The following is a 26,380-nucleotide window of genomic DNA, read 5'->3' on the forward strand; positions in this document are numbered from 1 at the left end:
GTCTGTAAATTTCGTGTCTTCGATGTAAAAAAGTAAAAGAGACGTACAAATGGCCAGCGTTGCAATCGACACTGCCGAACCGCGCGGAAAGCTCTTCGCAGGGCCCCGCGTGCGCCGCCTGCGCAGCCAGCTCGGTCTTACCCAGACCCGCATGGCCGAAGAGCTCGGCGTCTCGATTTCCTATCTGAACCTCATCGAACGCAACCAGCGCCCCCTGACCGCACCGTTTCTGCTCAAGCTGTCGCACCAGTATAATCTCGATCTCCGCCAGCTGACGGGCGCGGACGACGACCGCCTCGCGCTCGACGTCGCAGAAGCCCTGGCCGACCCGCTGCTCAAAGGCCTCGATGTCGGTCGCGCCGAAGTGCAGGAGTTCGTCGCCGCCTCACCCGGCATCGCACAGGCGATCGTGCGGCTCCGCAGCGCGCTCCGCGACGCCCGCAGCAGCGGTGCCGAGGCGCCGCAAGGCGACGGCCCGCTCGAACTCGTTCGCGCGTTCATTCAGGATCGCCGCAACCACTTCCCGGAACTTGAAGCCCGTGCCGAGGCGCTTGCCGACGAACTGCGCCTCGCTGCCCCGGATTTCTTTGCGGCGGTCAGTGATCGGCTCCGCGCACGCCATGGCCTTACCGTGCGCATCCTGCCCGCCGAGGTGATGCCGGAACTGCTCCGCCGCCTGGATCTCCACGGCCGCCAGCTGCAGCTTTCGGAGCTGCTCGATCCCGCCTCGCGCAGTTTTCAGGCGGCGTATCAGCTCGCGCTTTCCGAAGGCCGCGGCGAGATCGATGCAATCGTCGCGCGCGCCGGGATGCCCGATGCGGCGTCCGAGCGGCTGCTCGTGCAGAACCTCGCCAATTATTTCGCCGCTGCGCTAATGATGCCCTACGGCCGTTTTCATACGGCCTGCGAGGCGACGGGATACGATCTCGATCTTCTGCAGGCGCGGTTCAGTGCGGGGTTGGAGCAGGTCGCGCACCGGCTGACCACGCTGCAGCGCCCCGGCGCGCGAGGCATTCCTTTCTTCCTCGTTCGCGTCGACCGCGCCGGCAATATCTCGAAGCGCTTCTCGGCGGGCGGGTTTCCCTTCTCGCGCCATGGGGGCAACTGCCCGCTGTGGACGCTGCACAAGGCGTTCGAGCGACCGGGACAGATTCTGCGCCAGCTTGTGGAGATGGAGGACGGCACGAAATATGTGTCGATCGCGCGAACGGTGCGCGCCTATGCGCAGCCCTATGGCGGCGTGCGTCCGGAATATGCAATCGCGCTCGGGTGCGAAGCGCGCCATGCCCACGGCCTCGTTTACGCGCGCGGGCTTGATCTCGGCAGCGGCGACGCGACGCCGATCGGCCTCGGCTGCGAACTCTGCGAACGCCCGCACTGCCGCCAGCGCGCGCGGCCGCCCGCCAACAGCAGCCTCATCATCGATGAGAAACAGCGCGGCCCAAACCCGGTGCAGTTCGGCCATACGGGTAGTTCTTGAGGATAAAAGCTAGGCTGGAAGTGATCGTGCCCCTGCGTCTCGGTAAGGACGGCCAATCGAGTGATATTGCAAGCCTGCAGATCGCATGTCTTCCGGTGGGTAAACGTTTCTCAAGTCGATAAACAGGGGTGATTTAAGCTGAGCCTTTACCTTGGCCAAATCGAGCGCCCGCAACTCATTCCATTCGGTCAGCAGTACGGCGGCGTCGGCTCCCACAATTGCTTCATAGGGATCGTTCGCCCAGTTCACCTGCGAAAAATACTGGTCTGCGTGTCCCCGTCCTTGCGGGTCGAAAGCTGAGATTTGTGCTCCGGCTGCCTGCCAGGCGGGTATCATCATCAGCGAAGGAGCCTCTCTCATATCGTCTGTGTTGGGTTTGAACGTAACGCCAAGGACAGCGATCTTCTTGCCTGCAACGGAGCCGCCACAGAGTCGGATCACACGCTCAACCATCTCCCCTTTGCGAGTGTTATTCACTTCTGTCGCGGCGGTAACGATCTTAAGCGGGACCCCGTTCGAGCGAGCCGTTTGCAGAAGCGCAAGTGTATCTTTTGGGAAACAGGAGCCGCCGTAGCCGGGTCCAGGATGGAGAAATTTTGAACCAATTCTCTTATCTAGGCCTATACCTTTTGCAACATCCTGAACGTTCGCGCCGACGGCTTCGCATAGGTCTGATATCTCATTGATAAAACTTATTTTTATTGCAAGGAATGCATTTGCTGCATACTTGATAACTTCGGCTGTTTCACGGTCGGTAAAAACTAACGGTGTTTCTCTTAGCGAGAGCGGCCGGTAGATCGCCCGCAGCACGGATTCCGCTTTTGGGTCGTCTACACCGCAAATCACTCGATCGGGACGCATGAAATCCTCGATGGCTGATCCTTCCCGAAGAAATTCTGGGTTGGACGCCACGCTGAGCTGTTTATGGGGCGCGACTTCCCGGCATATGGCTTCAACTTCGCGCGCTGTACCCACAGGCACCGTCGATTTGTCGACAATTACGCAGTCGTCGGGGGCTGCAGCTGCAATTTCGCGCGCCGCAGCGTAGACGTGGGTGAGATCCGCGTGGCCGTCACCCCGTCGCGATGGTGTTCCCACGGCGATGAAAACGGCATTCGCGACCGCGACCGCGGATGCCGTATCCGTTGAAAAGCGTAACCTTCCGGCGCTTATGTTCCGTGTAACCAGTGTGTCTAGGCCGGGTTCGAAGATAGGGATGATGCCGGCCTGGAGATTTTCAATCACAGCGGCATTGCTGTCGATGCAGACGACGTTGTGACCGAATTCCGCAAAACAGGTACCGGACACCAAGCCTACATACCCGCTACCGATCATTACAATTTGCATGGCCTACTCCGTGGATTGCGCTGTGACACGGCCTTGCCGCAAGGGCCTAGGAAGAGCAAGCAACCCGCTGACCGATTCCTCCGGCATCGGGACGGCGCGTTCAGCTTTTCCTGGCATGGGGCGTTGCTTGCTTGTCGGGTTGCAGCTAATGGCGCTTCGATAAAGGGTTATGCCGGTGTATGGCGACAGTCTGCGGGCACGTCGTGCTGTCGGGTCTACTGACCACGGGGACGTTGGGACGCGAGATCGGGAGGTAGTTCTTGAATCAGTTTCATTCCGATAGCGGCGTGTCTGGAGAAACTGCGGTACCTGAATGCCGTGAAAAGACAATCCAGTATACTGTGCTTGCAGAACTTACGCTTTTGCAAGTTCTGAAGATGTCTCTGTCAAGATGGAAGATTATAGCTGCTATCTTTGTCGCGTGTATGACGACGTATTATACGTATATCAATTTCGCAACTTTCAAATATGTCGCTCAAATAAAACTTGTTCCGGCGCCCTCAAGTGAAAATTCTTTGCGATCAGGTATTGGTGGTCTTGCCGCCCTTGCTGGTCTGCGATTAAATGAAGGCCAAAACCTCCCGCCGTTCCTCGTCTATACGGAGCAGCTGCGTTCACGAGAAGTTGCGGAGCAGCTGAGCCGGGACCCGACGATCATGCGAGGTCTTTTCGCCGCTGAGTGGGATCCCACTGCCCAAAGATGGCGGGAACACAAAACTTTCTTTTCGGGACTGCGCGACGTGGTGAAGGGCGTTTTGGGGGTGCCTGTCTACGAATGGGCGCCACCGGGTGCGGCACAACTACAAAGGTTTTTGGAACTTCAACTTGAAGTGGAGGAAAACAAGCTCACGTCGGTTGTCACATTGTCTTTCGCACATCCCGATTCAGCCTTCGCTAAACGGTTTCTGACACGACTTCACCAGGTGACGGACGAGATCATTCGCGCGCGTAACCTTCGCCGTGCCAACGAGAATATTCGCAATCTTGAACTGCGGCTCAGGCAAACGGATATCGCGTCATACCGGCAGGCGATTGCGGATATTCTTGCCGTTCAGGAACGTTCGCGAATGATGGCCAGCGCAAATGTCGCTTATGCAGCGGAACCCATTGGGGAAGCTTACACGCCGGACCGGCCGACCCGGCCGAGAGCTGGTCTTTTGCTTGTGATGACCGTGGTCGGCTCTCTTCTGCTGGGAATGATCCTGTCTCTGGCCATTGAATTCCATCAGCGGAACCCAGGAGCAGCACGGCTTTGACGGCGATCTGAATTGGCCCAGAATCCCGATCGCGACAAACCGCTCCATGTGCGTGTCCTGCGGAACATGTCTTGGCTGTTCGTCTTTCTCCTAATCGCCAAGACGCTTGGTGCGCTTAAAGAGGTTATTGTCGCGTGGCGCTTCGGTGCTGGCGAGATTGCCAATGCCTACGTTTTTGCGATGGCGATCGTTCTCTGGCTTCCGATGTTGCTTCAATCCGTGCTGACGTCTGTCGTAGTGCCGGTGATGATGAGGGCGGAACTGGGAGAACGTGGTTCGAAAGAGCTATTTACTCGCGAATTCTCCGCCTTCACCGCCCTGGTGGGCTTGTTCTGGACCGGAGGGCTATTGGCGACAGCGCGGCTGGGTGTGTTTCCGGATGAACTTGGAGATTTCGGACGATCGATGCTGGAGCAGCTTGCTCTCGTCGGTGCCCTAGCTGCGATAGGTGCGGGCTTTGCGGTTCGCCTTCTTGCAAAGGAACGTTATGGCATGCATTTGATCGAGAGCGTTCCTGCCCTCGTTCTCATCCCATTTGTGGCTCTGCCTGCTTCAGGCGTCGATACCCTAGTCTTGGGTACGGTTACCGGCTATTGTGTTTTCCTTGGTGTGGCTATTTTCTACGCCCGCAAACATCGTGCCTTCGCCTTACCGCGTTTGGGTTTTCGCTCAGAGTATTGGTTGCCGATCCGCAAAGGGCTGGGCGTCATGATTATCAGTCAGGTCGTCATGAGCCTGACGAACGTGATCGACCCCTGGATGACAGCAGAGCTGGCCGGAGGCGATGTTGCCGCGCTGGGATACGCAAATCGCGTCGTAAGCTTACTCGTCACCTTTGGTGGTTCGATGGTGGCGAGTGCGATTTTTCCTGTACTGTCGGATATCTCAGCAAGAGAGGGTCATGGTCTCGTCTTCAAACACGCGATGCTCTGGGCTCGGTGGTCGTTTCTTGCTGGATTGGGTGTGGCCTTCGTTGGATGGTTTTCTGCGCCCTATGCCATTGCGTTTCTTTTTGAGCGCGGCGCCTTCCGATCGGACGATACCCTGTTGGTGTCGACAATATTTCAATGCGGACTTCTTCAGGTGCCGGCGTATATGGCCGGTATAATTCTTGTTCAGGCGTTGGCCTCCACCGGTCATTATCGATGGATTGCGATCGGAGCCATTCTAAACGTGCTCGTGAAGCTGGCGGCGAATACCGTCCTTGCCTCCCATTACGGCGCGGCTGGGATAGCGCTCGGCACTACAATAATGTATGCTATCTCCCTGATCTTTCTGTTGATTATGTCACGCAGGGCCTTCCGTTCATGAACGTGATGATCGTGATTCCCTCTTTGGAGGGGGGTGGGGCGGAGCGAGCCTTTGTTAACTTGTCGAGCCATTTTCGGGCGAAGGGTTGGAACGTCACCATTGCTACATTTGGTAGCCGCGACCTTGACGCGTACCAGCTTGACCAAGGCGTTAAACGAATAGAACTGGGGCTATTTGTAGTCAGTCGTAACCCGGTGATTGGTGCATTATTATCCTTATGGCGGGTTTTTAGAATCCGAAAGGCAGTCAAGAGTTTACGACCAGACATTGTTGTCGGAGTAATGCCGGCTGCAGGCATACTGAGTATATTGGCGACGGTTTCCACCAAAATTCCAGTAATTGTTGCCGAACGATCTCATCCCGGCGCTATACTTTTGCCCATGCACTGGAGGGTTCTGCGTAAGCTGCTTTACCGTTATGCAAATGCAGTGACAGTGCAAACGGAGGCTGCAGCCGTCTGGATCAGAAGCGTATGCAAAATGGAGCGGGTTGAGGTAATTCCTAATGCCTGCCATTGGCCCGTTGCAGATAGCCCGCCATTTGTTCCGATCCCAGACGGTAACAGAATCTGCTTGGCGGTCGGTCGCTTTGGACCCGAAAAGGGATTTGATCTGCTTCTGGAGGCTTGGGGGCGAATTTCATATCGTTTTCCCGATTGGCGACTTGTAATAGCGGGCACTGGTGAGCAGTACCGTTCGATCCAACAACGCGTTTTTGAATTGGGTCTTGAGAACCGGGTGAGCTTGCCGGGTCGCGTGGGCAACATGGCCATGTGGTATGCCCGGGCCGAAATGTTTGTCCTCTCGTCAAGATTCGAGGGCTTTCCTAACGTCTTGGTGGAGGCTTTGGCTTCGGGATGTGCTGCAGTTGCCTACGACTGTTTGGCTGGACCGGCAGATATTGTACGCAATGGTATAGATGGCATTTTGGTCAAGCCCGGGCAAATTGAAGAACTGGCTAACGCGATGGAAAAATTGATGGAAAATCCTGATCTCCTTGCGAGATATCGAGCGGCTGCTCCAGATATCATTTCTCGCCTGTCTGTCGACCGGGTTTATGATCGCTGGAAAGCGCTGTTTCGAACGCATATCCTCGCAGGCTAATTGCCGAAGGGAATGTCGGCAAGTTGGAGTTTGTAAGGAGGTAGAAATGGACGCTGTAAGCGAAATCGATTCCGGAGAACGTTTTGGATTTGGAAAGAACTGGTCAAATTTTCTCAAAGTATTGGACGAGGCGCGGATTGAGCAGGCTGAAAAATCACTTCGTACGATGCTAGAAGTCGAAACTCTTAAGGGTCTATCGCTTCTTGATATCGGCTCCGGCTCCGGCCTGTTCTCTCTTGCGGCGCGGCGGTTGGGTGCGACGGTACATTCCTTTGATTTTGATCCGAATTCCGTCGCATGCGCGATCGAACTAAAGAGGAGATATTTCCCAAACTGCGAGGAATGGAAGATCGAACAAGGGTCAGCGTTGGACACAGATTATCTGGATGCTCTTCCCGAATTCGATATCGTGTATAGTTGGGGTGTTTTGCATCACACTGGCTCGATGTGGGATGCGTTGCAGAATGCATCGCTGAAGGTAAAAGATAACGGCGGAAAGTTGTTTATCTCGATATATAATGATCAAGGGCTGTTCAGCAGATATTGGCTGATTGTAAAGAAAATTTATAATAGATTACCAAATTTTCTTCGCAACATATTTGCGTTCTTTGTGATGTTTCCCCGTGAGGTTGCGTCATTTATGGCGTACGTCCTAAGAGGAAATCCAAGCGGATATTTTCGTTCTTGGACGCAATACAAAAAGCAGAGAGGCATGAGTCGCTGGCACGATATTATTGATTGGGTGGGAGGTTTGCCGTTTGAAGTGGCCAAGCCAGAGCAAATCTTCGATTTCTATTACAAGAAGGGGTTTTCTCTGGAAAGATTGTCTACATGCGCTGGTGGGCTAGGGTGCAACGAATACGTATTCTTTAAAAATAGCCATGACAAGTAATCCAATTAAAATCCATAATGATAACGCTCGGCATTGGTCTTTTTTATATCTAAATATTGTTGGAAATATTTGCATAGCATCACTAATATTAAACATTCCAAACTTTTTATCTGTAAATTATAATTTTCCACCGGTTGTTTTTTATTCTATATTATCATTTCTATGTTTTTTATCTATCACAATACATGGAAATAAATTTAGAATTATTTTAAACCAACCTTTTTTGGTTTGGTCAATTTTTGTTATAATCATATACTATATATATCTTTTAATTTCATATATAAAATATTCTGAAAGAGTTTCGTCAACTATTGCCATCGATTTAATGATTATTTTGGCGGCATTGCTTCCGGCCGCAAGTCTCACTCTGATGGATCGCAGTGTCAGGCATACAGGCTTAGCAGTTGCGGCGTTTCTTTTACCCGCGTTGATCGTGCTGGACTTTGTTCGGCCAGGTCTTCTTTATCCTCTGGGGACGGAAGGTGCGGTCCTTGGTCGGGGGGCGGCAACCTTCATCAATCCAAACGGCGCTGGAGAGGCGGCATTGTTGGCCACGCTTCTCGTGGCTCCCATATTGTCACCGCGCTGGCGGATTATCCTTTTGGTTGTTTCCGGCATCGGTGTTCTGGCAACGTTTTCAAGAGCGGCAATGCTCGGCTGGGGGCTTGTGCTTCTAATCCTCGTCTATGCTGGCGCGGTTTCCAAGAAAGTAGTGGGGTCGCTTTTCATTGGTGCCGTTTCAATCGTGGCGTTCAGTGCGGTGATCGTAACTTATGTGGCGGGCCGTGAGGACTTGGCGGAAGGGGCCGAGAACCTAGTGGGTCGGATCAACTTTTTTCAGAGCGGAAGCCTGGAGGATGCGAGCAGCCTTGAACGTCTTTATGTTCTGGAGGCCGGCATCGAAATGTTTGCCGAGAACCCCATCCTTGGCGGCGGCGCAGGCGCGACCCGGAACTGGCATCTGCGTGCAAGCACCCATAATCAGGTCGTTCTGCTTGCCGCAGAGTTAGGTCTCGTGGGATTGGCGTTGTGGGGCAGTCTTCTGTGGATTCTCTCGAAGGGTGAGTATTTCTCAAACTGTAGGTTACAGGTTGGGGGAGCGCTGTTGGCTGTATATTTCGGCATGTTTTCTCATAATTTGTTTAATAGCACGCATTGGTTGTTGGCATTCATCCTCATATCGTCTCGATACGGAAATCGTGAACGCGCATGATCCGCGTATTGCACATCATTACAGGCTTGTCGGTGGGCGGCGCGGAAACCATGCTCGCCAAGCTGATCGGCGCAATGAACAAGGATCATTTCGGAAATGAAGTGGTTTCCTTGACAGACTTTGGTCCAATAGCCGAGTGTATGAGAGATACAGGTATAAATGTATCTGCCCTGCACATACCCCGCCTCGCCGGCATCTCAGGTCTTGTCGGGAAGATTCGATCTACCCGCGCGGATATCGTTCAAACATGGATGTATCATGCCGATCTCCTGGGCGGCATCGTCGCAAGGATGCTGACCGATCGACCTGTGATCTGGAATATCCGGAACAACGAATTGCCAGGTGGTGCTGGGTCGTTGCCGACGCGCTTCACGATGCGCGCGTGCGCTCTGCTCTCCGATTGCGTGCCGACCCGCATTGTCACGAATTCGAACATGGCAAAGGACGTTCACGTCCGTGAAGGCTATCGGGATACAAAATTTCGTATCATACCAAATGGGTTTGACACTCGGCGCTTTTCCCCGGATTCGGAACAGCGAGCTTCCATTCGAAAGCAACTCGACATTTCAGACAATGATTTTCTTGTGGGCTTTTTTGCACGTCTTGATCCAGTGAAGAATCATACAGGCTTTATCGATTCTTGTGCCTCAATTCTGACTGAGGTCCCGCAATTGCGTATTTTGATGTGTGGAAGAGGTGTCGACGAGAAGAATGTTCCGCTCCTGCGGCAGTTGGAGGCGGCAGGCTTGCGAAGCCATGCGATACTCCTAGGAGAGCAGCCTGACATGCCTCGCTACTATGCGGCCATAGATACACTTTGTTTGGCTTCGAAAAGTGAGGCCTTTCCCAACGTCGTGGGAGAGGCCATGGCATGTGGGATACCCTGTGTCGTGACAGACGTTGGCGATTGCCGCGACGTCGTAGGGAAGGCGGGTTTGGTGGTTCCGGCTGAAAATGAGATCGCTTTGGGTGCCGCGTTGAAGGCATTGGCCGCAATGCCGGTCGTACAGCGACAGGCAATGGGCAGGTTCGGGCGGGAGAGGATTGTTTCGGTTTACTCGCTTGATCAGATCGTGCGTCAGTATGAGCGTCTCTATTACTCCGTGGTGAATACATAATGTGTGGCATTGCCGGTTTTCTCTCCTTCTCTGCCTCGTCTGAACAAGCGAACATGACTCTGGTTCGCATGGGGGAGGCAATTGCTCACCGCGGTCCGGACGATCTGGGACTTTGGTTCGACGAACGCGATGGCGTGGGCTTTGTGCACCGCCGCCTGTCGATCGTTGACCTGTCCGCCGCTGGGCACCAGCCGATGATTTCGCCCAGCGGTCGTTTCGTCATCATCTTCAACGGAGAAATCTACAATCACCTTGATCTCCGCCGTGAACTTCAGACGATTGAGTCGATCTCGTGGCGCGGTCATTCGGATACAGAAACGGTACTCGCGGCGGTTGACGTTTGGGGAATTGAGGAGGCCGTCAAGCGCTGTGTGGGCATGTTCGCATTTGCGCTTTGGGATATTCGCGACAAGCGATTGGCGCTGGCGCGGGACCGTTTCGGCGAGAAGCCGCTGTACTTCGGTTGGCAGGGTGAGGCCTTTATATTCGGTTCTGAACTGAAGGCGTTACGTCGACATCCGGCGTTTCTCGGCGAGTTAAATCCCGACGCGATCGCGCTCCAGTTCAGGCATAATTACATTCCGACACCGTTTTCGATCTACCAGGGGATTTCCAAGCTCACTCCTGGGACAATTTTGTATTTCGATTCCGCAGCGCGGCGCGCCCGCAGCGAGGGCGAGGCCGTGGTTTACTGGAGCGCGAATAGTGCCGCGGAAGCAGGGCTTCGCGCTCCATTCACCGGCTCTGAGGCAGAGGCCGCAGATGCGCTTGAGCGGCATCTCCAGAATAGCATTTCCGGGCAGATGGTCGCTGATGTTCCTCTCGGCGCTTTTCTGTCAGGAGGAATTGACTCCTCAACGGTGGTGGCTCTGATGCAGGCGCAATCTTCCCGCCCGATTCAGACCTTTACGATCGGTTTCGATGAAGAGGGTTACAACGAAGCCAAGCATGCAAAGATAGTCGCAAAGCACTTGGGAACGGAGCACACTGAGCTCTACATCCGGCCTGAGGAGGCGCAGGCCGTCATTCCCCTGCTTCCAACAATCTATGATGAACCCTTTTCAGACTCGTCCCAAATTCCGACGTTCCTTGTTTCGCAGCTTGCGAGTCGGTCGGTAACCGTAGCCTTGTCTGGGGATGGCGGTGACGAGTTGTTCTGTGGGTATTCGCGTTATGCGCTGCATGGTGACCTATGGCGCAAGATCCGCATGTTCCCTCAGCCCCTCCGCAGTTTCGTCGGTACGGCGCTGCAGGAGCTTCCGTCGTCGATGGTCAACGTTGCGGGAAATGCCATCAGCCGAGCCTTTGGTTTGGGGCCTGTACGATTGGGCGATCGTCTGTTCAAGGCGGGTGGTGTGCTTCGTCAGCCCAGCCCCGAGGCGGTCTATCGGATGCTGGTTTCTCACTGGACCGAGCCAAAGAACCTTGTGGCAGGATCCAGCGAACCGTTATTGCCGTTTTTCGACCCGCAGTACGCGGAGACTATAAGCGACATGACGCACAGGATGATGCTGATGGATACGGTCAGCTACCTGCCTGATGACATTTTGGTGAAGGTGGACCGCGCCGCCATGGCCAACAGTCTTGAGACCCGAGTGCCGCTCCTCGATCACCGTATATTTGAGTTTGCGTGGACTTTGCCGCTCGGCATGAAGCGGGGGGGCGACGGGGGGAAGCACGTGTTGCGGCAAGTACTGTACCGCTATGTTCCGCGCGCGCTCGTGGACAGGCCGAAGATGGGTTTCGGCGTGCCGATAGGGGATTGGATGCGGGGAGGGTTACGCGGCTGGGTGGAAGATTTGCTGAGTGATCGCAAGTTGCGTGATGGACCAATCGACCCGGCCCCTGTTCGCCGGTTATGGAGCGAACACCTGTCGGGGAGGCGGGATCATCGATATTTGTTGTGGGACGTACTAATGTTCCAGTCTTGGCATCAGGCGTCTAAGGCCGAATGACGCGCTAGTAGTGCATTGTAAAGTTCAAGAACGACCGAGGAAACCGCCTCGGCGGAAAATCGGGCGATGGCGTCTTGGCGCGCGGCGTCGCCCATAGACCTTGCGAGGCTTGGATTTTCGGCCATTTGCATCATGGCGGCCGCGAGCGCTTCCGGGTCACCTGCCGGGACGAGGTATCCAGTTTCGCCCGGGCGCACGACGTCGCTGCATCCGGGCACGTTCGTGGCGACTAAAGGCCGGCCCATGGCTGCTCCTTCGAGAAGGACAAGAGGGATGCCCTCTCTATATGAAGGCAATACGATGGCATTCGCGGCCTCAATAAAGGGGCGAACATCGTCAGTTTGTCCCTCGAAATGGACAATATTCATACTCTTGGCTAGAAATATTTCTTTCTCAGTGAGCGTTGATGGGTTATTTTTGTCAATTTCTCCAACTATATAGATGGATATTAATCTATTATTCTTTTTAATTATGTTCGCGGCTTGAATAAGATCGTTTATTCCTTTTTCTTTTATAAGTCGTCCTATGAAAAGAAATTTAAAAACTTTTGTATTTTTTGTCATTTTTGATAATTTAAAATATTCCGTATTCACTCCGCTGCCATTTACAATCGATGTTTTTTTTGTATTAACGATATTTAACTGTGCAAAAATGATCTGATCATGTCGATTGTAGAAAAATATATGATCGCATATGCTCAGTGAAATTTTGTAAAGACAAATAATTGTTCTGCTAATTATTTTTGATTTGCTCAAAAATCCATGCCCCAACCCCGGAATGGTGGCCACTCTTACATTGATGCCGCATATTTTGGCGGCAATCATTCCGGCGATTACAGGCTTCACGGTAAAGGCGTGAAAAATGTCCGGCTTTATCTTTCGGAAAATTTTGATGAATTGCAGAATGAGCAAGACCAGGGCGATAGGATTAAGTGAGCCTTGCCGGACCGGAATGGCGTGAAACGCGATACCTTCGCGTTCCAGTTTGCGTGCAGAACGTCCGTTATCCGTGTCTTCGCCTACCGCGATGACTTTGAAACCTTGGCGCATCGCAGCGTGTGCGAGCGCGCGCCGTTGTGAAAGCATAGTTCGCGCGCATCGGCTGGCTATAAGCAACTGGGGGGCAGGGCGCGGCACGGCGATCGATCCTTTATGGGCTGTGTTTTGTTATCAAGCGTGCTTAAAATGGTCCAACCGCTGGTTGGCTAGGCTTGCGCGTTGTCTCCAAGTGGGCAAGTCGTGTCGACAGTTTTCTTTGGTTGTTTCTTTTAAGGTTTTTCGATTTATGGCCAGGCCAAAGTTGCTCATGCTTGAGTTAAACGAAGTAAATTTCGATTTTGTTCAAACTTATATCGATCGTGGTTTTCTGCCAAACTTTAAGGCTCTTATTGAGCGCTACGGCTTTGCAGAGACGACGTCCGAGGCTCGTTATGAAGAGTTGGAACCCTGGATACAGTGGGTAACAGCTCATACCGGTTTATCGCTTGCACAGCATGGTGTTTACCGGCTGGGCGACATTATGCAGCGGGATATTCTGCAAATTTGGGAGCATTTAGAAGGCCATGGGCTGGCGGTTGGTGCAATCAGCCCGATGAACGCGAACAATCGTTTGAAAAATCCGGCTTTCTTTGTGCCGGATCCTTGGACGCCTGCGGAGACGTCGGGTGGCACAATTCTTAAACGGTTGTCGTCAGCAGTTTCGCAGGCAGTAAACGATAATGCGCAGTCGCGGTTGGCCCTTTCATCACTACTATGGCTTGTATTGGGGGCCTTTTGCTACGCAAGAGTCGATAGTTGTCCAGAATACTTTCGGCTGGGTAAAGATGCGAGAGTAAAGCCATGGTTCAAAGCTATGTTTCTGGATCTACTATTGTCAGATGTTTTTATAAAAGAGACAAATGATAAGAATCCAGAATTTTGCTCTTTATTTCTGAATTCGTCTGCTCATATACAGCATCACTACATGTTTAATTCTGCTGCATATAGTGGAGAAATGCGCAATCCTTCTTGGTATATTTCACAAAATGTTGATCCTCTTTTGGATGTTTATCAGGTTTACGATAGGATTATAGGTAAAATAATAAGAATTTTTCCCGATTACCGGTTAATGATTGCAACAGGGTTGCATCAAGACCCATATCCGAAACTCACCGTGTACTGGCGACTAAAGAGGCATGAAGATTTTCTTCGTAAGGTTGGCGTGCTTTTCGAGGCGGTCGAGCCGCGGATGTCTCGAGATTTCTTGGTGAAATGCCAAACGCCGGAAAAGGCGTCAGCAGCTGAGCAGCGTCTGAAGGACATTGTGGCGGACGATGATGTGCCGCTCTTCGACGTTGACAATCGCGGCTGTGATCTTTTCGTGATGCTCACTTATCCCCACGAAATCGGGGATGCATTGGGATTCCGCGCAGGCAACGTGCACTTCAAGGATTTGCGCGGTGACGTCGCGTTTGTCGCCATAAAGAACGGTGAGCACAACGGTATCGGTTATATTCTGGATACGGGAAACGCTGTTCCGCTTCGTGAGCGCTTCGCCTTGACTGAGATCCCTCAGAAAATATGCGCCGCGCTCGGCGTTGGCGGAATGCCAATATGAGAAAGCAAATGAGATGGCACGGTGTTGTGGGATTGTTTGCGTGGGCGGATGAAAGGCTGGTGGAGCCGAGGGGGATCGAACCCCTGACCTCTACAATGCCATTGTAGCGCTCTCCCAGCTGAGCTACGGCCCCACACGTCTTGCTTGCGGCCCGGTCTGGTGACGGGCGGCGGGCATTTAGTTCAGAAGCCGCACGGTGCGCAAGCGCCTTGTGCGGCTTCCGTTCAAAAAATCAGACGTCCTCACCCGATTCCTTGGTTACAGCGACTTCGCCAAGGTCGTCGTCGCCGCCGAGGTCGTTTTCGTCGTCCGGGTTCACGTCGTCGTCGTCGACGTCCACGTCGAGATCGTCTTCGTCGAGCGCACCGTCGGCGCTTTCGGTGTCGGCTTCCTTCTTCACCACCTCGAAGGGCAGCGGCTGCTTGGACTTCAGGATCGGCTCGGGCGCCCAGGCCGTTCCGCATTCGATGCAGGTGACGGGGTCATCGGCGCCAAGATCGTAAAAGCGGGTGCCGCATTTCGGGCAGGTGCGCTTCGTTCCCCATTCGGGCTTCACCAAGATATGTCTCCGGACGTTCGTATTTCGTACAGCTGTCTGTCGTGTAACCACTCCCGAGCGCACAAAAAGGGCGCCGCACGGGGCGGATTCGCGGGCGGTGCCTTGCCATGCGCTTGCGGCGCTGTCAAAACCTAATCGCGCCGGAGGCCTCCGGTCGCGGCCGCTGGTGTTGTGCCGGCAGCTTCCCATAGACGTTTCCTCAAGGATAAAGGGGCCGCCCGCTGTCCGCCGCCATGCCCATGCCGCTTTCGCTTGTCGCCGAGGGGCCGCTTTCCGGTCGTGTGCGCGTGCCGGGGGACAAGTCGATCTCGCACCGCGCGTTGATGCTTGGTGCGCTCGCGGTCGGCGAAACCGTGATCGACGGTCTCCTCGAAGGCGAGGATGTCCACGCCACGGCTGCCGCCATGCGGGCGATGGGCGCTCACGCAGAGAGGGATGCGGGGGGACGCTGGAGGGTAAACGGCGTTGGGGTGGGCGGTCTGTTACAGCCTTCGGGCGCGCTGGAAATGGGGAACAGCGGCACCTCGACGCGGCTGCTTGCCGGGCTCGTGGCCAGCCACGCGATTCGGGCGACATTCGTGGGCGATGCGTCGCTGTCGAGGCGCCCTATGCAGCGGATCATCACGCCGCTGTCGCAGATGGGCGCGCGTTTTTCCGGGAACGGCGATCGCCTGCCGATGACCGTTGAGGGGGCCTGTCCCGCACTGGCGATTGAATACCGGCTGCCGGTCGCCTCCGCGCAGGTCAAATCCGCTGTGCTTCTTGCGGGGCTCAACGCTCCGGGCATCACGCGTATTATTGAAGGCGTGCCCACGCGCGATCATTCGGAGCGGATGCTGCGCGGTTTCGGCGCGGATCTGACCGTGGAAACACTGCCGGATGGTGCGCGTCTTATCTCCGTCCGCGGTGAAGCGGAGCTGAAGCCTCAGCGAATCACGGTGCCGGGGGATATCTCATCGGCAGCTTTTCCGCTTGTCGCGGCGCTGGTGGTGCCGGGCAGCGAGGTCGTGATCGAGAATGTCGGCCTCAACCCTACGCGTACAGGCATCATTGATGCGCTTGCCATGCTTGGGCTGGACGTGGGGATTGAAGACAGGGGCGAGGCCGGGGGCGAGCCCGTTGGCACGCTGCGCGTTCGCCACGCTTTGCTGAAGGGCGGCGAGGTTGATCCGGCGATCGCGCCGCTGATGATCGATGAATATCCGATCCTGATGGTCGCCGCGGCCTTCGCGGAGGGCACCACCGTGATGCGCGGGCTTGAGGAGCTGCGCGTCAAGGAATCGGATCGTCTTGCCGTGATGGCGAAAGGGCTTGCCGCCTGCGGTGTTGCCCTTGAGGAGCTAGAGGACGGTATCATCATTCACGGCAGCGGCGGAAACCCCGTGCCCGGCGGCGCAACGGTGGCGAGTCACCTCGATCACCGTATTGCGATGAGCTTCGCGGTCCTCGGCCTCAACGCGAAGGCACCGGTGGTGGTGGACGACGCGCGCCCGATCGCGACGAGCTTCCCGGATTTCCTGCCGCTCATGCAGGAAATGGGCGCTCTCACGCGCGCTCTTTAAAAGAGGTAGGCCAGCGCGAACGCCGTGCCGGCGACATAGGCGGTCATGAAAAACCGCAGATCATTGACGAGTGTCGCCCGGGAAACGCGGGCGCGAACCTGTACATACTCTTGTTCGGAAACCACGACCTGCCTCCAGCGATTGCCGTTAACGAAGGTTACCAAATCGTTAACGATTGGAAAGAGGCAAAGTTGCGCTGGCACTTAAACGAGAATGCGAACGACTTGCAATTGGGGCGCGACTCTGCTAATCGCTCGCATTATTGGTTTTTGGGGCGGTCCGACGATGATCCTTTGCGTGTGCAATGCCCTGCGTGAAAACGACGTCCGTGCTGCGGCGGGGCCGAAGGGATGCCCGGTGGAAACTTACGCGCGACTGGGCGCGCGGCCGCAGTGTGGCCAGTGTCTTCCCCATGCGCGCCGCCTGTTGAAGGGCGGCCGGGCAGCCTGACGATACGGCTTTTCGCGGCTGCTAGTGTTTCGCATCATCGCAACCCATTGTTGACGTTGAGTTTTTCGGGGCGCATCATGGCGCTTCGTATCCCCCGTCCAAAACAAGGAGTTGCGCCATGAAGGGTGACAAGGACGTCATCAAGCATCTGAACGCGGCGCTCAAGAATGAGCTGACGGCGATCAACCAGTATTTCCTGCACTACCGGATGCTGGACAACTGGGGCGTTACACGCCTCGCGAAGTACGAGTACGGCGAGTCCATCGACGAGATGAAGCACGCCGACAAGCTCGCCCAGCGTATTCTTTTCCTCGATGGCCTGCCCAATTTTCAGCTGCTCGGGCGGCTGCGCATCGGCGAGTCGGTGGAAGAAGTGCTCAAAGCCGATCTGGAGCTTGAGCGCGAGGCGATCCCGCCGCTGCGCGATGCTATCGAGCACTGCGAAAAGGTACGCGATTATGTCAGTCGCGAGATCCTGGAAGACATTCTCGAAAGCGAGGAGGAGCATGTCGATTTCCTCGAAACCCAGCTTTCGCTGATCGAGGCCATGGGCATCCAGAATTACATCCAGCTTCAGACGAAGCCTGCTGAAGACTGAGCTTTCACGCGGCGGGATGCGGCACGCCGTGCAATTCGGCATAAAGCCGCCGGGCAATCCGCTCGGCGGCTTTTCCGTCTCCGATCCGGCGCGATGCGTTTGTCATGCTGCGATGGGCGTCGGGATCGTCCAGCAGACGTGTCGCAGCGGAAAGGATGCCGGATTTCGCCGTGTCGACAACCAGCGCGGTGCCCGCGTCGATGACCTCGGGCCGCTCCGTGAGCACGCGCACGACGAGCGTGGGTATGCCAAGCGCGGATGCCTCTTCCTGAATCCCTCCCGAATCTGTGATCACGAGATGCGCCGAGGCGAGCGCGGCGATGAAGGCGGGATAGGGCATCGGCGGCACCAGCCGCGCTGCTGGACAGGCTTCGAGCGGCGTGTAGACTTCGGGCGGGCAGCCGGGATGTCGGGGCAGCAGTACGTCCACGTCGCCGCGCGATGCGATGGTTGCCAGCGCGTCGATGATCTCGGGAAAGGCCGTTTCGCGGTTCTCCCGCCGGTGCAGCGTGGCGAGGACCAGCCGCCGCGCGCGGCGCGGTGCCGGGGGCAGGGTGCTTAGCGTTCGGTGGAGCGCGTCCACCACGGTGTTGCCCGTAACCTCGATCGCCTTGCCCGGTACGCCTTCCGCGCGGAGGTTCGCCTCTGCGCCCGGCGTGGGGGCGAAATGCAGCGTTGCGAGGCGCGCGATCAGTGTGCGGTTCAGCTCTTCGGGGTATGGCTGGGAAAGATCGAAACTGCGGAGGCCGGCTTCGACGTGAGCAACCGGGATGCCCAGTTGCCGGGCGGCAATTGCGCCTGCGAGCGCAGAGGTCGTGTCGCCCTGCACGATCACCCACGAGGGCTGCCGCCGCGCCAGGCGCAAGGCGATGGCATCCACTGCGCGCCGTGTCAGTTCGGCGAGCGATTGTCCCGGGCGCATCAGGTGCAGGTTCACGTCCGCCGCGATGCCGAAGGGGGTGAGGGCCTGGGTCGCCATCTCAGGGTGCTGGCCGGTCAGGCACACGCGGACCGGCAGGTGCAGCGCGCGGAGCGCAAGGACGACCGGGGCAAGTTTGATGGCTTCGGGTCTTGTGCCGATGACGATCTTGACCGCGCCAACCGGTACCATGCGCCCCCCTTCGCACTTCACATCGATACGCCTGCGTCTATAGGAGCGGCATGACCGCGCCCAATGAAAATCGTTTCGATGTCGTTATAGCCGTGGACGGCCCCGCCGCTTCGGGGAAGGGGACGATCGCGCGGGCGCTTGCCGCGCATTTCGGCCTGCCGCACATGGATACCGGCAGCCTCTACCGCGCCGTGGGGTTTGCCGTCCTGCGCGCCGGTGGCGATCCTGCTGACGCTGCACTGGCGACCGCATGTGCGCGAACGCTCGATGTGAAGATGCTCGACGATCCGGCGCTGCGCGAATCGACGACTGCGCGGGCGGCTTCGGTTGTTTCCGCGCATCCCGAGGTGCGGGCGGCGCTTCTGGAATGTCAGCAGGCGTTCGCCCGCCAGCCCGGCGGCGCAGTGCTCGACGGGCGCGACATCGGCACGGTGATCGCGCCTGATGCCGACCTCAAGATCTTCGTCACCGCAAGCCTCGACGTGCGGGCGAAGCGGCGGCAGGCGGAAACGCCGGAGCGCGATTACGCGGTCGTGCGCGCCAATCTTGCGGAGCGCGACGCCCGCGACTCCGGTCGCGATGCCGCGCCGCTACGGCAGGCGGATGACTCGATCCTGCTCGATACGTCGGACATGGATCGGGAGACGGCGATCGCACGCGCGATTGCGCTCGCCGAGGCGCGGCTTGCGGAAAAGGCGGGTTTGAGATAGAGCGGCGCCGCTTTTCGTGGTGGCAGCCTTCAGGATGCCGCCCGTTTTCCGTGTTTCCAGAACCTGGGAAGAAAGGCCAAACGCAAGGTTTTGCGAGCGCAGGCTTTTGCAGGGGAGCGGACGGGCATGGGGCCCGAACGTGTCTCCAGACCGCCGGAAACAACCGGTCGGCCAGTAAACAGACATGAAGGAAAACTGATACCTATGGCAACCAACCCCACGCCGAGCCGCGACGATTTCGCGGCGCTCCTCGAAGCGAGCCTCGGCGGTAGCGAATCATTCGAAGGCCGGGTCGTCACCGGCACCGTCACCGGCATTGAAAACGACATGGCCGTCATCGACGTCGGCCTGAAGTCGGAAGGCCGCGTGCCGCTGCGCGAGTTCGCAGCGCCCGGCGAGAAGGCCGAGATCAAGATCGGCGATCAGGTCGAAGTGTATGTCGACCGCGTTGAGAACGCCTATGGCGAGGCCATGCTGTCGCGCGACCGCGCGCGCCGTGAAGCCGCCTGGGACAAGCTCGAATCCGAATTCCAGGAAAACGCCCGCGTCGACGGCGTCATCTTCGGCCGCGTGAAGGGCGGCTTCACCGTCGATCTCGGCGGTGCGGTGGCGTTCCTCCCCGGCAGCCAGGTCGATATCCGCCCCGTGCGCGACGTCACCCCGCTGATGGGTATGCCGCAGCCGTTCCAGGTGCTGAAGATGGACCGCAAGCGCGGCAACATCGTCGTTTCGCGCCGCGCGGTGCTCGAGGAAACCCGCGCCGAGCAGCGTTCGGGCCTCATCCAGACGCTCACCGAAGGCCAGACGGTCGACGGCGTCGTCAAGAACATCACCGACTACGGTGCGTTCGTGGATCTCGGCGGCATCGACGGTCTGCTCCATGTCACCGACATGAGCTACAAGCGCGTCGGCCATCCGTCGGAAGTTCTCGGCATCGGCGACACCGTGAAGGTGCAGATCGTCCGCATCAACCGCGAAACCCAGCGCATCTCGCTTGGCATGAAGCAGCTTGAATCGGATCCGTGGGAAGGCGCAGCCGCCAAGTACTCGGTCGGCCAGAAGGCCACCGGCCGTGTCACCAACATCACCGACTACGGCGCCTTCGTGGAGCTGGAAGCCGGCGTCGAAGGTCTCGTCCACGTCTCCGAAATGTCGTGGGTCAAGAAGAACGTCCACCCGGGCAAGATCGTTTCGACGAGCCAGGAAGTCGACGTTGTCGTTCTCGAGGTCGATGAGGACAAGCGCCGCATCAGCCTTGGCCTCAAGCAGGCGCAGCAGAACCCGTGGGAGGCGTTCGCGTCTCAGCACCCGGCCGGCAGCATCGTTGAGGGTGAAGTTAAGAACACCACCGAATTCGGCCTGTTCATCGGCCTCGACGGCGACGTCGACGGCATGGTCCACATGTCCGACATCGCGTGGGGCGTGAACGGCGAAGAAGCGCTGGAACTGCACCACAAGGGCGAGACGGTGAAGGCCGTCGTGCTCGACGTGGACGTGGAGAAGGAGCGCATCTCGCTCGGCATGAAGCAGCTTGACTCCGCGTCGGGCGGCGGCGGTGCCACGGTCTCCAGCGGTGGCGGCGTCAACAAGGGTGAGACTGTCACCTGCATCGTGGCGGCGATCACCGATGGCGGTGTCGAAGTCACGCTCGGCGACAGCGGTTCGACCGGCTTCATCCGCCGCGGCGATCTCAGCCGCGACCGCGACGAGCAGCGTCCGGAGCGCTTCCAGGTCGGCCAGAAGGTCGACGCGCAGGTGATCGGCTTCGACCGTTCGAAGAAGCCCAACCTGTCGATCAAGGCACTGCAGATCTCCGAAGAGAAGGAAGCCGTGAAGCAGTACGGTTCCTCCGATTCGGGCGCGAGCCTCGGCGACATCCTCGGCGAAGCGCTGAACAAGGCCAAGGACGCGAAGAAGTAAGCGACGCGCCTTTGTAAGCCGTTTGCGGCCCGTCAGTTCCGCTACTGACGGGCCGCTTGCTTTTTGTTAACCTGCTCAAGCTGTTGTATGATTTGCGCGGACCGAGTCGGGGGGTAGTAGGCCCGGGCCGTGCGGGATGGCCCACAACGTGTTTTGAACAAAAAATTGGGGCTCGAGAAACGGGGTGAGAGATGATTCGATCTGAACTCGTCGCAGCAGTCACGGAGATGAACCCGCATTTATCGCAGCGGGACGTCGAACGGGTCGTGTCGACCATTTTCGATTCGATTACGGAGGCGCTGGCCCACGGTCGACGCGTGGAACTGCGCGGCTTCGGTGCCTTTTCAACGCGCGGACGCGATCCGCGGACGGGGCGCAATCCGCGCACCGGCGAAAAGGTGGCGGTGGACGCGAAGCGCGTGCCGTATTTCAAGGCCGGCAAGGAACTGCGCGAGCGCCTTAACAAATAGGCTGCGTGCGGATCGAGCCCATGTCGGGCTGAAAATGGAGGCTTCGTGTGCTTCCGGTGCAACGCGTGCGCTAAAAATGCTCCGCGCGGGCTTCCGGACTCCACCATTTCCGTCTCGGCGTGACCGCGATCCCCACACACTCTGGAGCGTCTCGGCGATCAGGCATTTGTGTGCCATCGGTGCTGGCATCGCGCACGCCTGTCCGTTAAGCAGGGCTCATGCGCATCGTTACGCTGATCTTCTACTTCCTGTTTGGCGCACTGCTGGCATGGTTTGCCGCGCGAAACTGGGATTTCGTCACGCTGAAGCTGTGGGGCGACTACGAGCTGGCGATCCGGCTCCCCGTTCTGCTGCTCCTCATGTTCCTCGCGGGCGCTTTGCCGCTCGCCATTCTGCGCTACGCCAGCCGCTGGCGCTGGTCGCGGCGCGTTCAGAAGCTTGAGCGCGCGCTTGAGGACACCCAACCGCCGCTGGCGCCGACGGCAACCCTGACGGACCCGGCCCCGCCGCCGCCCATCGCGCCGCTATGACGAACCCGGTATTCTGTGCGGTCGATACGGCCGACAAGGACCATGCACGGGCGCTTGCCGCGCGCGTTGCCGGGCGCGTCGGCGGCATCAAGCTGGGGCTTGAGTTCTTCATGGCGAACGGCCGCGAGGGCGTGGCTGCGGTCGCGGGAGAAGGCGGCTTGCCTGTCTTCCTCGATCTCAAGCTCCACGACATTCCAAATACCGTGGCGGGCGCCGTTCGCTCGCTCGCGTCGTGCCCCTACGACATTCTCACCGTCCACGCGGGCGGCGGCAGCGACATGATGCGTGCCGCGAAGGATGCCGCGCGCCCCGGCGCGAAGGTCGTGGGCGTGACTGTGCTGACCAGCATGGATGAGGACGACCTCGCCGCCACCGGCGTGATCGGCACGCCCGCGGATCAGGTCCGCAGGCTGGCGGTGCTGGCGCGGAGCGCGGGGCTCGACGGGATCGTGTGTTCGGCGCACGAAGTCGCCGCGATGCGCGCAGCCTGGCCGGAGGGTTTCTTCGTCGTGCCGGGCATCCGCCCGGCCGGCAGTGCCGTCGGTGATCAGAAACGCGTGATGACGCCGCGCGAGGCGATGGACGCGGGCGCGAGCATTCTCGTCATCGGGCGGCCGATCACCGGCGCCGACGATCCCGGCGCGGCGGCGAACGCAATTTCCCAGAGCCTTTGAACATGGCGCGCATCAAGATCTGCGGCGTGCGTGACCGCGCCGCGATCGATGCCGCCGCAGCCGGCCATGCGGACTATGTCGGCTTCGTGTTCTTCCCGAAAAGCCCGCGCAATCTCTCGTTCGATGAGGCCTCCGCGCTTGCGGGCATGACGCCGTCCGCCATCCGCCGTATCGGCCTGTTCGTGAATGCCGATGACGAGATGATCGGCGCTGCCGTGCGCGCCGCGCGGCTCGACGGCGTTCAGCTCCACGGCGAGGAGGGGCCGGACCGCGCGGCAGCGATCAAAGGACGTTTCGGCGTCGAGGTTTGGAAAGCCCTGGCGGTGACCACGCGGGCCGATCTCGCGGCGGCCCGCAGCTATGCAGGGGTGGTCGACCGGATCCTCTTCGACGCCAAGACGCCGCCCGGTGCGGCGCTTCCCGGCGGCATGGGCGTGCGCTTCGACTGGCGGTTGCTTGCCGGAGGACGCGGAGGCTTTGATCCCGGCGTGCCGTGGGGCCTTGCAGGCGGACTTGACGCCTCGACAGTCGCCGAAGCGCTCGCTACGACGCAGGCGCCGCTCGTCGATGTTTCGTCGGGGGTGGAGGATGCGCCGGGCGTGAAATCCCCGGCGAAGATCAGGGCGTTTTGCGAGGCGGTGCGCGCGAGATGACGGTTCAGAACAGTTTGCGGCAACAGCCGGACGAGCGCGGCCATTTCGGCGCCTTTGGCGGCCGCTATGTCGCCGAGACGCTGATGCCGCTGATCCTCGATCTGGAGCGCGAATATCGTGCCGCGAAGACCGATCCGGCGTTCCGCGACGAATTCGAATATCTGCTGAAGCACTATGTCGGCCGCCCGAGCCCGCTGTGGTTCGCCGAGCGGCTGACAAACGAGCTCGGGGGCGCGAAGATCTATCTGAAGCGCGAAGACCTGAATCACACCGGCGCGCACAAGATCAACAACTGCATCGGCCAGATTTTGCTGGCAAAGCGCATGGGCAAGACGCGCGTGATCGCGGAAACCGGTGCGGGTCAGCACGGCGTTGCGACCGCGACCGTTGCGGCACTGTTCGGCCTGCCGTGCACGATCTTCATGGGCGCGGTGGACGTCGCGCGTCAGCAGCCGAACGTGTTCCGCATGAAGCTGCTCGGCGCCGAAGTCGTCGCGGTGGAATCGGGCGCGAAGACGCTGAAGGACGCGATGAACGAGGCGCTGCGCCACTGGGTCGCGAACGTTCACGACACATTTTACATCATCGGCACCGTCGCGGGGCCGCACCCTTATCCGGAGCTGGTCCGCGATTTTCAGTCCGTGATCGGCACGGAAGCGCGCGCGCAAATCCTGGAGGCGGAAGGTCGCCTGCCGGACATGCTGATCGCGCCCGTCGGCGGCGGATCAAACGCCATCGGCCTGTTCCACCCGTTCCTTGACGACGCGGACGTGGAGATCGTCGGCGTCGAGGCGGCGGGCGAGGGGCTGGACAAGAAACACGCCGCGAGCCTCGCAGGCGGCTCGCCCGGCGTGCTCCATGGCAACAAGACCTACCTGCTGCAGGACGAGGACGGCCAGATCACCGAGGCGCATTCGATCTCGGCAGGGCTCGACTATCCGGGCATCGGGCCGGAGCACGCATGGCTGCACGATATCGGGCGCGTGCGCTACGTGCCCGTGACGGACGATGAAGCGCTCGCCAGCTTCCAGCGCCTCTGCAAGCTGGAAGGCATCATCCCGGCGCTCGAATCCGCGCATGCCATCGCGGCGGCGGAACGCATCGCGCCGACGCTGGGCAAGGACAAGATCATCATCGTCAACCTCTCCGGGCGCGGCGACAAGGACATCTTCACCGTGGCCGAGGCGCTGGGGGTGAAGCTGTGAGTGGGCGTCTCTCCGCCACTTTTGCCGGTACGCGCGCTGAGGGCCGCGCCGCGCTCGTAACGTTCGTCACCGGCGGCGATCCGTCGCCGGCAGATACGGGCGCAGTTCTCGATGCGCTGGTCGCGGGCGGAGCGGACGTGATCGAGCTGGGGATGCCGTTCACCGATCCGATGGCGGATGGTCCCGCCATCCAGCGCGCGAACCTGCGCGCGCTTGGCGTCGGGACGACGACGGCGGACATCCTCGGCATCGCGGCGGCTTTCCGCGCGCGGCATCCGCAGGTGCCGCTCGTGCTGATGGGCTATGCGAACCCGATGCTGCGGCGCGGCGCCGACTGGTTTGCCGCTGCCGCGAAGGATGCGGGCGTCGATGGTGTGATCGCCGTCGATCTGCCGCCTGAAGAAGACGGCGAGCTTGGGCCTGCGCTTCGTGCGGCGGGACTGCACTTCATTCGCCTTGCGACGCCTACGACGGACGCGGCGCGGCTTCCGGCGGTCCTGGATGGTGCGTCGGGCTTTCTCTATTATGTTTCGGTCGCGGGGATCACCGGGCTGCAGCAGGCGGCGCAGGGCAGCATCGAAGATGCGGTCGGGCGCCTGAAAGCGGCGACGGATCTGCCCGTGGCGGTGGGTTTCGGGGTTCGCACGCCGGAGCAGGCCGCCGCGATCGGGCGCGTTGCGGACGGGGTTGTGGTCGGTTCGGCGATCGTCGATATCGTCGCGCAGCACGGCGCCGCAGCCGCGCCGCATGTGAAGGATTATGTGGCCGGGCTCGCTGCCGCGCTCGCCACCGCAAGGGAGAAGGCCGCATGAGCTGGCTCGAACGCATCCGCCCCGCGCTCAGTTTCCTCACCAAGAAGGAGACGCCGGACAACCTCTGGACGAAGTGCCGGGGCTGCGGCCAGATGAATTTCCACCGCGAGCTGGTGGATAACATGAACGTCTGCCCGCGCTGCGAATTTCACGAGCGCATCGGCCCGAAGGAACGCTTCCAGCAGGTCTTCGACGGCGGCAAATACCAGCGGCTGGCCACCCCGTCCGTCACGGAAGACCCGCTGAAATTCCGCGACCAGAAGAAATATACGGACCGCATCAAGGCCGCGCGCGCCGCGACGGGTGACCCCGAGGCATTCGCGATCGCGGAAGGCCAGATCGAAGGCGTCTCGGCGGTCGTCGGTGTGCAGAACTTCGCGTACATGGGCGGATCGATGGGCATGGGTGTGGGCGAGGCGTTCATCGCTGGGGCGGAAGCCGCGCTCGATGCCCGCGTGCCCTATGTCGTGTTCACCGCGGCGGGCGGCGCGCGGATGCAGGAAGGGCTTCTCAGCCTGATGCAGATGCCGCGCGCGACCGTGCTGACCTCGCTGCTGCGCGAGGCGGGCCTGCCTTACATCGTCGTCATCACCGATCCGACGACGGGCGGTGTCACCGCATCTTACGCGATGCTTGGGGATGTGCACATTGCCGAGCCGGGTGCGCTCATCGGCTTCGCCGGGCAGCGTGTGATCGAACAGACGATCCGCGAAAAGCTGCCCGAAGGCTTCCAGCGCGCCGAATATCTGCACGAGCACGGCATGGTCGACATGGTCGTGCACCGCAAGCAGCTGAAGGCGCAGCTTGGCAGTTTGCTCGGCGTCCTCACCAACGCGCCCGCGAAAGCCGCCTGATC

The 26,380-nt window shown here is 58.8% G+C and carries 25 protein-coding genes and 1 tRNA gene; 20 read left to right on the top strand and 6 right to left on the bottom strand.

The genetic code is table 11. The annotated features are described in order from the left end of the window. Positions 1-49: 49 nt before the first annotated feature. Positions 50-1,480: a helix-turn-helix domain-containing protein gene (locus tag DFR51_RS02045; protein WP_121047383.1), complete on the top strand. Its 1,431-nt coding sequence runs from the start codon at positions 50-52 to the stop codon at positions 1,478-1,480. Positions 1,481-1,489: 9 nt separating this feature from the next. Here the strand turns inward: DFR51_RS02045 and DFR51_RS02050 are convergent, their stop codons facing one another. After that, positions 1,490-2,827: a UDP-glucose dehydrogenase family protein gene (locus tag DFR51_RS02050; protein ID WP_121047384.1), complete on the bottom strand. Its 1,338-nt coding sequence runs from the start codon at positions 2,825-2,827 to the stop codon at positions 1,490-1,492. Positions 2,828-3,087: 260 nt separating this feature from the next. On the opposite strand from DFR51_RS02050, the gene DFR51_RS02055 reads away from it, so the two are divergent. The 7 genes from DFR51_RS02055 (at position 3,088) to asnB (ending at position 11,675) form a co-directional block, all read left to right on the top strand. After that, the gene (locus tag DFR51_RS02055) at positions 3,088-4,083 is read left to right on the top strand and encodes a GumC domain-containing protein (protein WP_147423389.1); all 996 of its coding nucleotides are present in this window, start codon (positions 3,088-3,090) and stop codon (positions 4,081-4,083) included. Between the two features lie 66 nt (positions 4,084-4,149). Continuing rightward, entirely contained in the window at positions 4,150-5,394 is a 1,245-nt protein-coding gene (locus DFR51_RS02060) for a lipid II flippase MurJ (RefSeq protein ID WP_126494569.1), read from the top strand. Continuing rightward, positions 5,391-6,497 (top strand): glycosyltransferase family 4 protein, encoded by a 1,107-nt coding sequence (locus tag DFR51_RS02065; RefSeq protein WP_121047387.1) that lies wholly within the window; start codon positions 5,391-5,393, stop codon positions 6,495-6,497. Before DFR51_RS02060 ends, DFR51_RS02065 begins: the two co-directional genes overlap by 4 nt. Positions 6,498-6,543: 46 nt before the next feature. Beyond that, a complete protein-coding gene (locus tag DFR51_RS02070; RefSeq protein ID WP_121047388.1) occupies positions 6,544-7,389 on the top strand; it encodes a class I SAM-dependent methyltransferase in 846 nt (281 codons plus the stop codon). Beyond that, positions 7,379-8,602: an O-antigen ligase family protein gene (locus DFR51_RS02075; RefSeq protein WP_121047389.1), complete on the top strand. Its 1,224-nt coding sequence runs from the start codon at positions 7,379-7,381 to the stop codon at positions 8,600-8,602. The genes DFR51_RS02070 and DFR51_RS02075 overlap by 11 nt, the downstream gene beginning before the upstream one ends. Further along, entirely contained in the window at positions 8,599-9,720 is a 1,122-nt protein-coding gene (locus DFR51_RS02080) for a glycosyltransferase (RefSeq protein WP_121047390.1), read from the top strand. The genes DFR51_RS02075 and DFR51_RS02080 overlap by 4 nt, the downstream gene beginning before the upstream one ends. Then, on the top strand, positions 9,720-11,675 hold the full coding sequence (gene asnB, locus DFR51_RS02085) for an asparagine synthase (glutamine-hydrolyzing) (protein WP_121047391.1): 1,956 nt from the start codon (positions 9,720-9,722) through the stop codon (positions 11,673-11,675). Before DFR51_RS02080 ends, asnB begins: the two co-directional genes overlap by 1 nt. Here the strand turns inward: asnB and DFR51_RS02090 are convergent. Next, complete coding sequence (locus tag DFR51_RS02090; RefSeq protein WP_126494571.1) at positions 11,654-12,811, bottom strand: glycosyltransferase family 4 protein; 1,158 nt, start codon at positions 12,809-12,811, stop codon at positions 11,654-11,656. The genes asnB and DFR51_RS02090 overlap by 22 nt on opposite strands. Before the next feature lie 169 nt (positions 12,812-12,980). Here DFR51_RS02090 and DFR51_RS18670 point away from each other — a divergent pair, with 169 nt between their 5' ends. Beyond that, positions 12,981-14,270 carry a hypothetical protein gene (locus tag DFR51_RS18670; protein ID WP_126494573.1) on the top strand — a complete coding sequence of 430 codons (1,290 nt, stop codon included), beginning with the start codon at positions 12,981-12,983 and terminating at the stop codon, positions 14,268-14,270. A 57-nt stretch (positions 14,271-14,327) separates the two neighbouring features. On the opposite strand, the gene DFR51_RS02100 is transcribed toward DFR51_RS18670, so the two are convergent. Together DFR51_RS02100 and DFR51_RS02105 are read right to left on the bottom strand one after the other, a co-directional pair. Then, a tRNA-Ala gene (locus DFR51_RS02100) sits at positions 14,328-14,403 on the bottom strand. 99 nt (positions 14,404-14,502) lie between these two features. After that, positions 14,503-14,829 carry a TIGR02300 family protein gene (locus DFR51_RS02105; RefSeq protein WP_121047394.1) on the bottom strand — a complete coding sequence of 109 codons (327 nt, stop codon included), beginning with the start codon at positions 14,827-14,829 and terminating at the stop codon, positions 14,503-14,505. A gap of 233 nt (positions 14,830-15,062) precedes the next feature. On the opposite strand from DFR51_RS02105, the gene aroA reads away from it, so the two are divergent. Then, positions 15,063-16,391 carry a 3-phosphoshikimate 1-carboxyvinyltransferase gene (gene aroA / locus DFR51_RS02110; protein WP_121047395.1) on the top strand — a complete coding sequence of 443 codons (1,329 nt, stop codon included), beginning with the start codon at positions 15,063-15,065 and terminating at the stop codon, positions 16,389-16,391. Here aroA and DFR51_RS19470 read toward each other — a convergent pair. Further along, a complete protein-coding gene (locus tag DFR51_RS19470; protein ID WP_276330549.1) occupies positions 16,388-16,516 on the bottom strand; it encodes a hypothetical protein in 129 nt (42 codons plus the stop codon). The two genes, aroA and DFR51_RS19470, sit on opposite strands and share 4 nt — an antisense overlap. A 443-nt stretch (positions 16,517-16,959) precedes the next feature. On the opposite strand from DFR51_RS19470, the gene bfr reads away from it, so the two are divergent. Then, positions 16,960-17,439: a bacterioferritin gene (gene bfr, locus DFR51_RS02120; protein ID WP_121047397.1), complete on the top strand. Its 480-nt coding sequence runs from the start codon at positions 16,960-16,962 to the stop codon at positions 17,437-17,439. Positions 17,440-17,443: 4 nt separating this feature from the next. Here the strand turns inward: bfr and wecB are convergent, their stop codons facing one another. After that, a complete protein-coding gene (gene wecB, locus DFR51_RS02125) occupies positions 17,444-18,550 on the bottom strand; it encodes a non-hydrolyzing UDP-N-acetylglucosamine 2-epimerase (RefSeq protein ID WP_121047398.1) in 1,107 nt (368 codons plus the stop codon). Positions 18,551-18,600: 50 nt separating this feature from the next. Here wecB and cmk point away from each other — a divergent pair, with 50 nt between their 5' ends. The 9 genes from cmk (at position 18,601) to accD (ending at position 26,378) form a co-directional block, all read left to right on the top strand. Next, positions 18,601-19,260: a (d)CMP kinase gene (gene cmk, locus DFR51_RS02130; RefSeq protein ID WP_121047399.1), complete on the top strand. Its 660-nt coding sequence runs from the start codon at positions 18,601-18,603 to the stop codon at positions 19,258-19,260. A gap of 204 nt (positions 19,261-19,464) precedes the next feature. Further along, positions 19,465-21,180, top strand: coding sequence for a 30S ribosomal protein S1 (gene rpsA, locus DFR51_RS02135; RefSeq protein WP_121047400.1), 1,716 nt, complete (start codon positions 19,465-19,467; stop codon positions 21,178-21,180). Between the two features lie 191 nt (positions 21,181-21,371). After that, on the top strand, positions 21,372-21,650 hold the full coding sequence (gene ihfB, locus DFR51_RS02140; protein WP_121047401.1) for an integration host factor subunit beta: 279 nt from the start codon (positions 21,372-21,374) through the stop codon (positions 21,648-21,650). 218 nt (positions 21,651-21,868) lie between these two features. Further along, positions 21,869-22,180, top strand: coding sequence for a lipopolysaccharide assembly protein LapA domain-containing protein (locus DFR51_RS02145; RefSeq protein ID WP_121047402.1), 312 nt, complete (start codon positions 21,869-21,871; stop codon positions 22,178-22,180). Further along, positions 22,177-22,854: an orotidine-5'-phosphate decarboxylase gene (gene pyrF, locus DFR51_RS02150; RefSeq protein WP_121047403.1), complete on the top strand. Its 678-nt coding sequence runs from the start codon at positions 22,177-22,179 to the stop codon at positions 22,852-22,854. Before DFR51_RS02145 ends, pyrF begins: the two co-directional genes overlap by 4 nt. Positions 22,855-22,856: 2 nt before the next feature. Next, complete coding sequence (locus DFR51_RS02155; RefSeq protein ID WP_121047404.1) at positions 22,857-23,507, top strand: phosphoribosylanthranilate isomerase; 651 nt, start codon at positions 22,857-22,859, stop codon at positions 23,505-23,507. Then, entirely contained in the window at positions 23,504-24,712 is a 1,209-nt protein-coding gene (trpB, locus tag DFR51_RS02160; protein ID WP_121047405.1) for a tryptophan synthase subunit beta, read from the top strand. The genes DFR51_RS02155 and trpB overlap by 4 nt, the downstream gene beginning before the upstream one ends. Then, complete coding sequence (gene trpA, locus DFR51_RS02165) at positions 24,709-25,524, top strand: tryptophan synthase subunit alpha (protein WP_121047406.1); 816 nt, start codon at positions 24,709-24,711, stop codon at positions 25,522-25,524. Before trpB ends, trpA begins: the two co-directional genes overlap by 4 nt. Continuing rightward, positions 25,521-26,378, top strand: coding sequence for an acetyl-CoA carboxylase, carboxyltransferase subunit beta (accD, locus tag DFR51_RS02170; protein ID WP_121047407.1), 858 nt, complete (start codon positions 25,521-25,523; stop codon positions 26,376-26,378). Before trpA ends, accD begins: the two co-directional genes overlap by 4 nt. Positions 26,379-26,380: the final 2 nt, after the last annotated feature.

The sequence above is a fragment of the Sphingosinicella microcystinivorans genome (assembly GCF_003634215.1).
GTDB lineage: Bacteria > Pseudomonadota > Alphaproteobacteria > Sphingomonadales > Sphingomonadaceae > Sphingosinicella > Sphingosinicella microcystinivorans.